This is a genomic window from Povalibacter sp. (assembly GCF_036735925.1).
In the GTDB taxonomy this organism is placed as follows: Bacteria; Pseudomonadota; Gammaproteobacteria; order Steroidobacterales; family Steroidobacteraceae; genus Steroidobacter.
Genome location: NZ_DAINNK010000060.1, coordinates 20853 through 34465 on the forward strand (window position 1 = coordinate 20853; position 13613 = coordinate 34465).

Sequence of the window (13613 nt, forward strand, 5' to 3'; positions counted from 1 at the left end):
TCATTTACGGCCCGAACAAAAACGGCGTGCATCGCGTCGATGCACGCCGTCGTGAAGCGAACAACCGGCAGGATCAGCGAGCCTGACCCAGGCCCTCTTCGATCCGGCGCACGATGTCGATCAGGCGCGGTCGCACTTCCGACATCAGGTACTCCTCCGACACCTTGAACGCCGGCGCGCCGCAGTTGATGGCCATCGGCGGCAGACCGTTGCCCGGACGGAAGCCGCAGGCAATGCCGTTCACGTCCGGCTGCCAGTCGCCGAACGAGCCGCAGACGCCCGACTCGGCATACATCGACAGCGCCTTCTCGATGCCCTGGCGGATGTTCGGCCAGGCGAGATGATCGAGTTCGCGGATCTGCTCCATCAGGTCGGCGCGCTCGGTGTCCGAACACACGGTGAGATAGGCGCGACCGATCGCCGACGTCGCGAGCGGCAGCCGCATGCCGACTTCACCGTTGAGCGACAGCACCGCATTGCCCTTGCAGACTTCGACGTACACCATGCTCAGGCGCTGACGTGCACCGAGCGACACCGTCGTGCCGGTGCTGTCCGCGAGTTCCTGCATCAGCGGACGCGCCAGGTCGCGCACTTCGAAGCGTCCCAGCACGGCGCTGCCGAGCGCGAGCGTCGCGGTTCCGAGGCGATATTTCCCGGACTCCTTCACGTAGTGCAGGTAGCCCAGCTTCGTGAGCGTGTACGTCAGCCGCGAGACCGTCGACTTCGGCAGCCGGCAGCGCTCTGAAATGTCCTGGTTGCCCAGCAGGCGGCTGCCGCTGCGGAAGCACGACAGCACGTCCAGTCCGCGCGACAGCGCCGTGACGAAGTGTCGATCCTGTTTGCCGACATGCGGGCGCGGCGCGACGGAGGGTCCGCCAGTCTGTGCCAGCTTGGTCATGTCCGATGCTCGTGTGGCCATAGGGTGTCCGCCTTGAATTGAATTGTGGGTCCGTTGAATTCTTTGCGCTCAGGCCCGCGCCATTTCCGCATCCTGCAGCACCCGCCACTGCACCTTGCCGGTGGCCGACTTCGGCAAGGAATCCACGAATTCGACGATGCGGGGATGCTTGTAGGTCGCCATGTTCTGGCGCGTCCATTCGATGATGTCGTTCTCGCTCACTGCACCGCGATGCGTTGCGCGCAGCACGACCACGGCCTTCACCGTTTCGCCGCGATGCGCGTCCTTCGCCGCGATCACGCAGGCTTCCTGGATGGCCGGATGCTGGTACATCTGCGCTTCGATTTCCGCCGGCCAGACCTTGAAGCCCGCCGCATTGATCATGCGTTTGAGACGATCGACCAGGAAGAAATAGCCTTCGTCGTCGACGTAGCCGAGATCGCCCGTGCGGAAGAATTTCCTGCCGTCGATGTCGATGAAGGCATCGCGCGTCGCCTGCTCGTTGCGCCAGTAGCCCTGGAACACCTGCGGACCGTTCGTGACGATCTCGCCGACCTTGTCGGGCGGCAGCTCCTGCAGCGTCTCCGGATCGATGATGCGCGAATCGGTATTGAAGACCGGCACGCCGAGGCACTGCCGCTTCGGCCGGTCGGGCGGATTGATGTGCGTCGGCGCGATGGTCTCCGTCAGTCCGTAGCCTTCGACATACGGCGAACCGACGATCTGCTGCAGGCGCTCGCCCACCGCCGCCGGCATCGCGGCGCCGCCGCCGGAGACCTGGATCAGCGACGACAGGTCGTATTCACTGATGCGCGGGTTCGCGAGGAAGTCGATCACCATCGTCGAGATGGCGGTCCACGACATCGGCTGGTAGCGCTGGATGAGTTCCGCCGCGGTTTCGCGATCCCAGCGGCTCATCAGGATGATGGTGCTGCCCTGGAACAGCGGCCCGTTCATGCCGCCCTGCATGCTGGTCACGTGGAAGAACGGCAGCACGACGAGCTGCGTGCTGTCCTGCGTCGCGCCGAACCAGATGCGATTCACGACCAGCGTGTGCATCACGTTGGCGTGCGAGAGCATGCAGCCCTTCGGCCGGCCGGTCGTGCCGGAGCTGTACGGAATGACGCAGAGATCATCGGGACCGGTCGTCAGCGGACCGGGTTGCAGCTTCTGCGCCAGCGCATCGGACCACAGCGTCACGCCCGGATCCTGGATTTTTTCGCGCGGCGCCGCGACGGCCTCGGGCACGCGCAGGTCGGTCGGCTGCGTCACGTAGTCCGCATATGCCGCGACGACCACGTGATCCAGCAGCTTGCCGAGCAGCGGCTTCACCTGCGAATGGATTTCCTGCGCGACCAGCGCGACGCGCGCGCCGCTGTCGTGCAGATAGTGTTCGAGTTCGGCGGTCACGCTCATCGGGCTGACCGGCACGACGATGGCGTTGGCGCGGATGATCGCGTAGTAGGCGAGGATGAATTGCGGGCTGTTCTGCATGACCAGCAGCACGCGGTCGCCCTTCTTCACGTCGCATTGGTGTTCGAGGAAGCCCGCCAGCCGCTCGGCCTGGTCGCGGAATTCGCCGAACGTCAGCTCGGTCCCGTAGAAGTTCAGGAACGGCTTGTCGGGAAAGCGTGCGGCGGAAACGTCGGCGTTGTAGAACAGGTTGGTCGCCGGCACCGTGATGTTGCGTGGCAGGTGCCGCGGCCAGAATTCAAAGTGTTTTCGGGACATTCTCCCTCGACCCCCCGGATGCGCCTGAAACAGGAAATTTTTGTAGTCCCGGCAGCGTTTTAGAACATTCGGCATGGATTCCACGCTGCGGGCTTAGATTCCGCGAGGGACGCTATCACAACTTGCTCTGCGCAACCAAGGCCTTCGCGTGTCAACGAACGACAACATCGGAGTTATGTAATGCGATTCGCTCTGACTCTTGGGGTCACTTCCGCGAAGACACAAATTTTCGAATGTTCGGCCCGGTTGCGGCAGGACGCGTCGCTCCCTATGATGCCCGCCCGCCAGGGAAATTAATATTCTGCATAGCGAACTAATTCCTACTTACCGAGCACGTCCATGGACCTGAATTTCACCGCTGAAGAACTCGCTTTCCGAGATGAGGTACGGTCCTTCCTGCGCGATCAGCTTCCCGCGGACATCGCGGCGAAGATCCGCAGCGGGCTGGCGATTCGCGCCGCCGACTACACCCGCTGGCAGAAGATCCTGCACAAGAAGGGCTGGGGTGCGCCGAGCTGGCCCAAGCAGTTCGGCGGCACGGGCTGGAGCCCGGTCCAGCTTCATATCTACGACGAGGAAGCCGCCGCGGCCGGTGCACCGCGCACCATTCCGTTCGGCCTGAAGATGGTCGCGCCGGTGATCATGGCCTTCGGCAATCCGGCGCAGCAGCAGACATTCCTGCCGCGCATCGTCAGCGGCGAAGACTGGTGGTGCCAGGGTTATTCCGAGCCGGGCGCCGGCTCCGACCTCGCCTCGCTCAAGACACGCGCCGAACGCCAGGGCGATCACTACATCGTCAACGGCCAGAAGACCTGGAACACGCTCGGCCAGCACGCCGACTGGATCTTCTGTCTGGTGCGCACCGATCCGAATGCACCGAAGCAGCAGATGGGCATCTCCTTCCTGCTCATCGACATGAAGACGCCCGGCATCACGGTGCGCCCCATCATCACGATGGACGGCGCGCACGAAGTGAACGAAGTGTGGTTCGAGAACGTGAAGGTGCCGGTCGAGAACCGCATCGGCGAAGAGAACAAGGGCTGGACCTACGCGAAATTCCTGCTCGGTCACGAACGCACGAACATCGCCGGCGTCGGCGCATCGAAGCGTGAGCTCGGTCGCCTCAAGGACATCGCTCGCCAGGAAACCAAGAACGGCAAGCCGCTGATCGACGATCCGCTGTTCGCGGCGCGCATCGCGCAGGTCGAAATCGACCTGATGGCGCTCGAAATCACCAACCTGCGCGCGCTGTCGGCGGAAGCCGAGAAGCGGGCGCCCGGCCCCGAAGCCTCGGTGCTGAAGATCAAGGGCACCGAGATCCAGCAGACGCTCACCGAACTGATGATGTACGCGGTCGGGCCGTATGCCCTGCCCTTCCATCGCGAGTCGAGCGAGGAAGGCGACCTGAAGTCGGTCGCCGGCCCCGAGTACGCCGCGCCGCTCGCGGCAAGCTACTGCAACATGCGCAAGACCTCGATCTACGGCGGCTCCAACGAGATCCAGCGCAACATCATTTCCCAGATGATCCTCGGCCTGTAAGCCCGGACCTTTCGACGCAAGAGAACATCATGGATTTCAATTTCAGCGAAGAACAGCAACTGCTCGCCGACACCGTGCGGCGCTTTGTGCGCGAAAGCTATTCCTTCGAAGCTCGTCGCGAGATTCTCAAGTCGCAGGAAGGCTGGAGCCGCGATGTGTGGAACGAGCTGGCCGGCCTCGGACTCACGGCACTCAATGTGCCCGAAGCGCACGGCGGCCTGAATGCAGGCCCGGTCGACACGATGCTGGTGATGAATGCGCTGGGCGAAGGCCTCGTGGTCGAACCTTTCCTGAGTGCCGCCGTATTTACGCCAGCGCTGCTGTCGCGACTCGGCGATGAGAAAGCCGCGGCCGACCTGTTCCCCGGCATCGCCTCGGGCGAACGCATCGTGATCGTCGCGCATCAGGAACCGCACACGCGCGGCGAGATCGCCCACCTGGCGACGCGTGCCGAAAAGAGCGGCGACGGTTACGTCATCGATGGTCACAAGGCCGTCATTGCCCACGGCGGCGCGGCCGACGAACTGCTCGTCACGGCACGCACCAGCGGCAAGGCTGGCGATACCGACGGCATGTCGGTTTTCCGGGTCGATCCCAAGTCGGCCGGAATTACCGTGACGCGCTATCGCACGATCGACGGCCAGACCGCGGCGGACATCGAACTCAAAGGCGTCAAGGGAAATCTCATCGGTGCCGCCGGCAAGGCCTTTGCGGCCATCGAAGGCGCGTACGAAGTCACGCTCAGCGCGCTGTGCGCCGAAGCCGTCGGCATCATGAAGGCGGTGAATGCGGCAACGCTCGAATACACCAAGTCGCGCAAGCAGTTCGGCCAGCCGATCGCGAAGTTCCAGGTCCTGCAGCACCGCATGGCCGACATGTTCCTGCAAAGCGAACAGGCGCTGTCGATGAGCTACCTGGCGGCGATCAAGTGCACCGATCCGGATGCCAATGAGCGCAAGCGCTCATTGTCCGCAGCGAAGGTGATCATCGGCCAGGCCGGGCGCTTCGTCGGTCAGCAGGCGATCCAGTTGCACGGCGGCATGGGCATGACGGACGAACTGATGGTCAGCCATCATTTCAAGCGGCTCACGGGTATCGACATCACCTTTGGTGATACCGACTTTCACCTGGAACAGTTCGTCGCAACGCCGGCGACCTGACGTCTTCTTCCTCCCTGTGGGGCCGGCTTCAGCCGGCCTCTGAGGAGTCAGGCTGAAGCCTGACCTACAGAAGAAGGAACGAAGACGGCTACTCCGAACGCGGCGATCCGCCCCGCTTCTCTTCTTCCCGCGCCCCCGCCAGCACTCCAGGCATCGCGTAGTTGCCCTCGTGACACGCGTACTCATAAACACGATCCGACGTCGCCTCCAGCGACATCTCGCCCCGCCACGGCTGCCGGTAGTTGACCGGATCCTCGACCGTGTATTCATAAAGAATCTGCTGCGGCGACACCCGCGTGAAGCGCTCGCGCACGATCGCCTGCGATGACAGGCCGATCATCGATTTCATGTGCAGCGGATGGAAGTTGGTCGTCTCGACCGCCAGCGTGCTGCCTTCCCAATGCCCGATCGAATCCCCGTGCAGCACACCGATGCGCGGATCGATGTGCCGACCACCGATGCGAATGATCCGCGCATAGTTGTTCATCTCGGCGCGGATCAGCACGACGTCGCGCGTCTGGGCGATCTCGTAATTGTTGTTGTAAAGATAGTTCGTCATCGGCGGACCGGCATTGCCGCTGTTGATGATGCAGCGTTCGCCCAGCGGCCGGCCTTCGGGGCCGTCGAAGTTCGTGCTGCCCGTCCCGCGTCGCACCGTTTCCTTGTAGGGAATCTGGCCGTCTGCCGGATCGATGATCCACGCGGTGCGGTGCTGCCCCTTCACGACACTGAACGTCATGCCCGGATCGATCCAGAACGCGTTGTAGCCGCGGCCGCGTTGCAGATCTGAGCCGTCGAACTTCGTGCCCTCACCCTGCTCGTCGTCGTTCCGCTGCCGCACGACCTGCGGGTGGGTGTTGGTCGCTTCCTCGACTTCTTCCGGCGCCAGGACCAGGCTTTTGTAGCGCGCCGCGCGCTGCAATGAAGTCAGCGATGCATTGGTCCAGTTGCCTTCGAGATTGGAGTGACCCTCCGGCGTACGCAGCGTGGGACCGGCCCAGGCCGCCGGGCCGCCGAGCATCACCGCGAACAGAATCGCATGCCTGAACCGCTTCATATCGTTCCTTCCGACAGCGCGGCGGTAGTGTAGGTCGCGGTCGCGGCGGCGGTTCTATAGATGTGTCAACGCCGCAGGCCGGAGAAAAGTCGCCGGGCAGACATCCACCGACCACCTGACCTAGATCAGGGCGCACCGCCGGCTGCCAGCCCAGACTCCTCCCATGACTACTCATTTCGAATTCGACGCCGATCTGCTGCGCAAGTACGACCGGCCCGGCCCGCGGTACACGTCGTATCCCACGGCGCCGCAGTTCGTCCCCTCGTTCAACGAAACCATGCTGCGCGAGTACGTCCGGCACAGCAATGCCGAGCCGATCCCGCGCCTGCTGTCGCTGTACCTGCACATTCCGTACTGCTTCAGCCCGTGTTTCTACTGCGGCTGCAACCGCATCATCACGCGCGACGTGTCGAAAGGCCGCACGTACGTGGAACGGCTGGTGCGGGAAATCGCGCTCGCCGGCGCGCTGTTCGATCGCGACCGCGAAGTCATCCAGCTGCACCTGGGCGGCGGCACGCCGAACTTCCTGCGGCCGCCTGAAATGCAGGAACTCATCGAAAGCATCCGGCACCACTTCCATGTCAGCGCCCGCGATGATCGCGACTTTTCCATCGAACTCGATCCACGGTTCATCGAAGCCGGCGACATCGCTGCATACGCACGACTCGGCTTCAATCGCGCGAGCCTCGGCGTGCAGGACTTCGATCCCGAAGTGCAGCGCGCGGTGAACCGCATCCAGAGCGTGGAACAGACGCTCGCCGTCATCGACGACTGCCGCCGCCACGGCTTCCGCTCCATCAATGTCGACCTGATCTACGGCCTGCCGAAGCAGACGCTGGTGGGATTCGGTCGCACGCTCGATACCGTACTGGCAGCGCGACCCGACAGGCTGGCCGTATACAGCTATGCGCACCTGCCCGAGATGTTCAAAGCGCAGCGGCACATCGAGGCCGCGGCATTGCCCTCGGCAGAAACGAAACTCGCACTGCTGCAGATGGCGGTCGACAAGCTCGGCGCCGCCGGCTACGAGTACATCGGCATGGATCACTTCGCGCTGCCCGAAGATCCGCTCGCCCGCGCGCAGGCCGAGGGTACGCTGCAGCGGAACTTCATGGGCTACACCACGCACGCCGACTGCGATCTCGTCGGCCTGGGCGTGAGCGCCATCAGTCACATCGGCGACAGCTTCAGCCAGAACGCGCGCGACCTGACGGGCTGGGAACTCGCGCTCGATGCCGGTCGCCTGCCGCTGTGGCGCGGACGGCATCTGGATTTCGACGACGTGGTGCGCGCGGACGTGATCCAGCAACTGATGTGCCTCGGCCGGATCGACATCGCCGCCATCGAGCGCCGTCATCAGATCGAGTTCGACCTGTACTTCGCAGACGACTTGCAGCAGCTCGCGCCGCTCGAGAACGAAGGCCTCGTCGTCATCGCCGACCGCGCCATCACCGCGACTTGTCGCGGCCGTTTGCTGCTGCGTATCATCGCCATGTGTTTCGATCGCTACCTCAACCAGGCGCTGCCCGGCGCCGCACCCCGCTACTCGCGCGCCATCTGACGTACCCGGGGGCGCGATGACCGGCGCCCCGACCCGCAATCCAGCGCGTAAATCACCCATCGCCGACGACGGCGATGAATTCCACTTCTGCACCACCTGCGCCTTCTCGTCCGCGTGCCTGGCGAGCGGCTTCGACAAGACGCATCTGCGCGACCTGCACGTGCTGGTCGAGCACGTCGGCCCCTTTCATGAAGGCGATCACATTTTTCGCGAGGGCGATGCCTTCAACGTCATCGCCGCCGTTCGGGCGGGTACGGTGAAGACGTACGTGACGGATGACGAGGGGCGCGAACAGGTGCAGGGATTCTTCCTGCCCGGCGAAGTGATCGGCCTCAGTGCGATCTCGCACGCGAAATATCCGTGCAACGCGGTCGCGCTGGAATCCGTGCAGCTGTGCAAGTTCGCCTTTCCCAACATCGCCGCGCTCGCCACGCGCATGCCCGGTTTGCAACAGCGCCTGTTCACGCTGCTGAGCGAGGACATCAACAAGGCGGCGCTGCTGGCAGGCAATTTCACGGCCGACGAACGCATGGCGGCGTTCCTCATCTCGCTGTCCCGACGCTATGCCGCGCGCGGTTTCTCCGCGCATCGCTTCACGGTGGCAATGACCCGCACCGACATCGCTAACTATCTGCGACTCGCTTCCGAAACCGTCAGCCGCGTGTTCCGGCGCTTCCAGGACGACGGCCTGCTGCGGGTCGACCGGCGCGACATCGAGCTGCTGCAGCGGGAAAAGCTCGAGACCCTGGCCCGCAACGTGTTGCGGGAATGACGGACGAGCATCCCGCCTGATCTGGATCAGGGCGCCGGCCTCCCCGCCGGTCGCAGCATCTGCCTACCTTCCAGGGAGATGCATCATCATGAATTCGAGTCGTCGGTTATGGATCGGTCTGGCCTTGCTGCTGACCGTGTCCTTCGGAGTCCTGCTGTGGGTGGGAGGCGAAATCCATCGGGTCATGCCGCCCATTCCCGAGGCCGTGGTCAGCGAAAACGGCGCAACGATCTACACGCGCGCCGACATCGAGAAAGGCCGGCAGGTGTGGCAATCGATCGGCGGTCAGCAGCTCGGGTCGATCTGGGGCCACGGCGCGTACGTCGCGCCTGACTGGAGCGCCGACTGGCTGCATCGCGAAGCGACGGCCTGGCTCGACCTCGTGGCGCAACGCGAAACTTCGCGCGCCTACGCGGATCTGTCGCCCGAAACGCAGGCCGCCTACGCAACGCAGCTGCGGCCGCGGATCCGCGCCAACACGTATGACGACAGCCATGGCACCGTCACGGTGTCGAACGATCGTGCCACGGCCATGAAACAGGTTGCCGCTCACTACACGGCGCTGTTCGGCAACGATCCGGCGCTGCTCGATCTGCGCAAGGCCTACGCGATGAAGAACGATACGGTCGATACGGCCGAGCATCGTGAGGCCCTGACGGCCTTCATCTGGTGGTCTGCCTGGTCGGCGGTCACGAACCGTCCGGGCAAGGACATCAGCTACACCAACAACTGGCCGCACGACGAACTCGTCGGCAACACGCCGCCGTCGCACCTGTTCATGTGGACGGTGTTCAGCGTGCTGTTCCTGATCGCCGGCATCGCGCTGCTCGGCTGGCATCATGCGCGTCACAAGGACGAAGCGCCGGTGTCGCTGCCCAGCAGCGATCCGCTCGCGCTGGTGCGCATCACTCCTTCGATGCGCGCCGTCGGCAAGTACTTCTGGCTGGTGATCGCACTGTTCCTGGTGCAGATCCTGCTCGGCGCGACGACGGCGCATTACCAGGTCGAAGGCCAGGAAGCCTATGGCTTCGCTCTCTCCAATATCCTGCCCTACTCGCTGACGCGCACCTGGCATACGCAGCTCGCGGTGCTGTGGATCGCAACGGCGTGGCTCGGCATGGGCCTGTACATCGCGCCGGCAATCTCGGGTCATGAGCCGAAGTTCCAGCGCTTCGGCGTCAATTTCCTGTTCGTGTGTCTGATCGTCATCGTCGTCGGCGCCTTCACGGGCCAGTGGCTGGCGGTGATGCAGAAGCTCGGGCTCGACAGGAATTTCTGGTTCGGTCACCAGGGCTGGGAATACGTCGATCTCGGCCGCTTCTGGCAGGCCTTCCTGTTCGTCGGACTCGGCGTGTGGCTGACGCTCGTCGGCCGCGCGCTGTGGCCGGCGATCAGGAAAGGAGGTGAATCGAAGTCGATCATCGTGCTGCTGTTCCTGTCGACGGTGTGCATCGGCCTGTTCTACGGCGCCGGCCTCATGTGGGGCGAGAAGACCCACCTGTCGATGGTCGAATACTGGCGCTGGTGGGTGGTGCATCTGTGGGTCGAAGGCTTCTTCGAAGTGTTCGCCACCGCCGTGATCGCCTTCCTGTTCACGCGGCTCGGTCTGCTGCGCGTGAGTTCGGCAACGACTGCCGTGCTGTTCGCAACCATCGTATTCATGGCGGGCGGCGTGCTCGGCACGCTGCATCACCTGTACTTCACGGGTACGCCGACGGCGGTGATCGCGCTCGGCGCAAGCTTCTCCGCACTGGAAGTGGTGCCGCTCGCCTTCATCGGCTTCGAGGCCTACCAGACCTACAAACTGGGCTCGGCCACGCCATGGATGCAGCGCTATCGCTGGCCGATCCTGTTCTTCACGGCCGTGGCCTTCTGGAACCTGGTCGGTGCCGGCCTGTTCGGCTTCCTGATCAATCCGCCGCTGCCGCTCTACTACATGCAGGGTCTGAACCTCACGCCGCTGCACGGCCATACCGCGCTCTTCGGTGTGTACGGATTCCTCGGCATCGCGCTCATGCTCTTCTGCCTGCGCGGTCTGAAGCCGAACGCGGTGTGGAACGAGAAGCTGCTGAAGACGAGCTTCTGGGCCTTCAATATCGGCCTGGGCATGATGGCGCTGTTCACGCTGCTGCCGATCGGCATCATCCAGCTCACCGCCGCGATCGATCAGGGCTACTGGTATGCGCGCTCCGCCGATCTCATGCAGCGGCCGATCATCCAGCTGCTGGTGTGGATGCGCGTGCCCGGCGACACGATCTTCAGCGTCGGTGCGCTCTCGCTCGCGTGGTTCGTGCTGCGACTGTGGATCGCGCCGAAGCACGAGGCGACAGTGCCGGCGGCAGTGGAGACTGCGAAGCAGTGAGAAAATGGCCCTCTGACTGACTGTGGGGCCGGCTTCAGCCGGCCTCCGAGGAGTCAGGCTGAAGCCTGACCTACAGTAAGAAAGGAAACAGATTCTCATGCCTACCCCTCCTCTCATACTCAACCCGCCCGCCGCCGCGCTGCGTCTGCTCGCTGCAGCCCCGCATCGCCTGATGTTCTTCATCGGCGCGACCAACGTCCTGCTCGCGATGACATGGTGGACGCTCTGGCTGCTCGACACCCGCTGGCATCTGTTCGGGCTCGCTCAACCGGCGGTGCCCGCGGGCTGGCTGCACGCCATGCTGATGCAGTACCAGGTGCTGCCCTCGTTCATGTTCGGCTTTCTGCTGACCGTGTTTCCGCGCTGGATGAATCTGCCGGCGCTCGATCGTTCGCGCTACATCCCGGTAGGCATCGGCATGTTCGGCGGACAACTGCTCACCCTCGTCGGCCTGTTCGCCGGTCTGCCGTTGTTGAAAGCCGGCGCGATACTGACGCTGCTCGGCTGGAGCATCGGCACGTTCCTGCTGGCGCGGCTCGTGTATCAGGACCGCGGCCGCACCTGGCACGCCGTGAGCTGCCTGGCCGCGCTGGGTTTCGGACTGCTCGGCCTCGTCGCCTGGCTGGGGTTCCTGCAGAGTTCCGATGCGAAGCTGCTGTTTCTCGCCGTCAAGGTCGGCAGCATCGCCGTGCTGCTGCCGATCTTCTTCACCGTGTGTCATCGCATGATCGCGTTCTTCGCCAGCGGCGTGATTGCCGGCTATCAGCCGCAGCGCCCGATGTGGGCGCTCGCCACGTTCTGGCCGCTGGCATTGCTGCACGTCTGGTTCGAACTGCGCCACGCGTATGGCTGGCTATGGATCGCCGATGTGCCGATGACGATCCTCACCGGCTGGCTGCTGGTGCGATGGTGGCCGCGCGGCGCATCGATGCCGGGACTGCTGCGCGTTCTGTTCGTCGGCTTCGCCTGGCTGCCGATTGCCTTCGCGCTCTACTCGGCGCAGAGCCTGTGGTTCGCGACGACCGGCGCGTTCGAACTCGGTCGCGGCCCGGCGCATGCGCTGTTCATCGGATACTTCAGCAGCCTGCTGGTGGCGATGGTCACACGCGTGACGCAGGGACACTCGGGGCGGCCACTGGTGCTGGGACGCGTGGCCGCGTTTGCGTTCGTGCTGGTGCAGCTCATTGCGGTGTCGCGTGTCGTCGCGGAGATCGTGCCCGATTCGCTGGCCTGGCATGCGCTGGCGGCGGTCGAGTGGATCATCGCGTTCCTGCCGTGGGTGCTGCGTTCGACGTGGATCTACTTGACGCCGCGGGCGGATGGCAGAGAAGGTTGACTCTCTCTGCCTGTGGGGCCGGCTTCAGCCGGCCTGAGAAGTCAGGCTGAAGTCTGACCTGCAGACGGAGGCCGGCTGAAGCCGGCCCCACAACAAGACCAAGAGGATCGCCTTCCGATGATCGAGTTCTATCCGCAGATCCGTCACGTCCACATCGCTGCCGTCCTGCTGAGCGGCGGCCTGTTCGTGCTGCGCTGGCTCTCGATCAACCTGGGTGCGCGCTGGCCAATGGCCGCGCCGGCGCGCTACCTGAGTTACACGATCGACACGGTGCTGCTGACCGCGGCCCTGATGCTCGCGACGATCCTGCATCAGTATCCGTTCGTCCACGGCTGGCTGACCGTGAAAGTCCTGCTGCTGGTCGTGTACATCGTGCTCGGCACCTTCGCGCTCAAGCGCGGGCGCACGCGCGCAACGCGTCTTGCCTGGGGATTCGCCGCCATCATCGTGTACGCATTCATCATCAGCGTCGCGCGAGCGCACCATCCGCTCGGCGCGCTGCTCTGGTTGCGCTGATGCGCGCGATGCCCGAAGAGGCCGCGAGACCTTTCCGGCCCAAAGGCCGAACAATCCCAACGCGGCAATCACGCTGGCGAGACCTGCCCCGAGCGTCATCATCGTTCCCTGCAGTACGATCTGTGCATGGATGTCTTGCAGTCTTTGGCTCAAGAAACGCCTATGAATGCGCGTATGCATTGTCTGAAACCAGGCAGCGTCAATGGCCGTCAGACCTCCGGAATTTTCGAACCATTCAATCGAACGCTCAGCACATACAACGAGACGGGTCGACGTAGAGTATTTGCGGCCAAGTCTCTCTGCGAGTGTCGATGTCGAAATCAGGCGCCACGCCGATGATTTCAGATGGCGCTGTTGTACCGGGAGTCGGCTGAGGACTCCAGCGGCGGCGATTCCAGGTTGCGAATAAGCCGCAAAGCTCGAGCACGTTGTGCTTTGGTGCCGTGCGTTGGTACCTGGCGCTTCTGAACGCACGGTGCCGGGCACCGAGGTGTTGTGGGGTAGCCGGCGGGCGCTTCCTGCATCATCGGCGGGCGGGTGTAAACTCGAACACCTGCCACCGGAGACGCCTCATGAGTGTTGCTACTACCCCTAAACAGGAAGCTCTGGACGCCATTACCCGCTTGCCGGACAACGCCGACATGGACCAGATCATGTACCGGCTATATGTGCTGGAGAACA

At 63.8% G+C, this 13613-nt stretch carries 10 protein-coding genes; 7 read left to right on the plus strand and 3 right to left on the minus strand.

Going from position 1 to position 13613, the window contains the following annotated elements; all coding sequences use genetic code 11:
- Positions 1–73: 73 nt before the first annotated feature.
- Together V7D81_RS16900 and V7D81_RS16905 are read right to left on the minus strand one after the other, a co-directional pair.
- Positions 74–898, minus strand: coding sequence for an IclR family transcriptional regulator (locus tag V7D81_RS16900; RefSeq protein ID WP_324318391.1), 825 nt, complete (start codon positions 896–898; stop codon positions 74–76).
- Positions 899–967: 69 nt separating this feature from the next.
- On the minus strand, positions 968–2629 hold the full coding sequence (locus tag V7D81_RS16905; protein ID WP_324318393.1) for a long-chain fatty acid--CoA ligase: 1662 nt from the start codon (positions 2627–2629) through the stop codon (positions 968–970).
- Positions 2630–2968: 339 nt separating this feature from the next.
- Between V7D81_RS16905 and V7D81_RS16910 the strand changes: the two genes are divergently transcribed.
- Entirely contained in the window at positions 2969–4168 is a 1200-nt protein-coding gene (locus tag V7D81_RS16910; RefSeq protein WP_324318394.1) for an acyl-CoA dehydrogenase family protein, read from the plus strand.
- Between the two features lie 29 nt (positions 4169–4197).
- Positions 4198–5328 carry an acyl-CoA dehydrogenase family protein gene (locus V7D81_RS16915; RefSeq protein ID WP_324318396.1) on the plus strand — a complete coding sequence of 377 codons (1131 nt, stop codon included), beginning with the start codon at positions 4198–4200 and terminating at the stop codon, positions 5326–5328.
- Between the two features lie 88 nt (positions 5329–5416).
- On the opposite strand, the gene V7D81_RS16920 is transcribed toward V7D81_RS16915, so the two are convergent.
- Positions 5417–6385: a hypothetical protein gene (locus tag V7D81_RS16920; RefSeq protein WP_324318398.1), complete on the minus strand. Its 969-nt coding sequence runs from the start codon at positions 6383–6385 to the stop codon at positions 5417–5419.
- 163 nt (positions 6386–6548) lie between these two features.
- Between V7D81_RS16920 and hemN the strand changes: the two genes are divergently transcribed.
- The 5 genes from hemN (at position 6549) to V7D81_RS16945 (ending at position 12932) form a co-directional block, all read left to right on the plus strand.
- Entirely contained in the window at positions 6549–7946 is a 1398-nt protein-coding gene (gene hemN / locus V7D81_RS16925; RefSeq protein WP_324318400.1) for an oxygen-independent coproporphyrinogen III oxidase, read from the plus strand.
- Positions 7947–7962: 16 nt separating this feature from the next.
- Entirely contained in the window at positions 7963–8718 is a 756-nt protein-coding gene (locus V7D81_RS16930) for a helix-turn-helix domain-containing protein (protein ID WP_324318402.1), read from the plus strand.
- Between the two features lie 88 nt (positions 8719–8806).
- Positions 8807–11080, plus strand: a complete 2274-nt coding sequence (locus V7D81_RS16935; protein WP_324318404.1) for a nitric-oxide reductase large subunit — start codon at positions 8807–8809, stop codon at positions 11078–11080.
- Positions 11081–11177: 97 nt separating this feature from the next.
- Positions 11178–12416, plus strand: a complete 1239-nt coding sequence (locus V7D81_RS16940) for an NnrS family protein (protein ID WP_324318406.1) — start codon at positions 11178–11180, stop codon at positions 12414–12416.
- 117 nt (positions 12417–12533) lie between these two features.
- On the plus strand, positions 12534–12932 hold the full coding sequence (locus V7D81_RS16945; protein ID WP_324318408.1) for a SirB2 family protein: 399 nt from the start codon (positions 12534–12536) through the stop codon (positions 12930–12932).
- Positions 12933–13613: the final 681 nt, after the last annotated feature.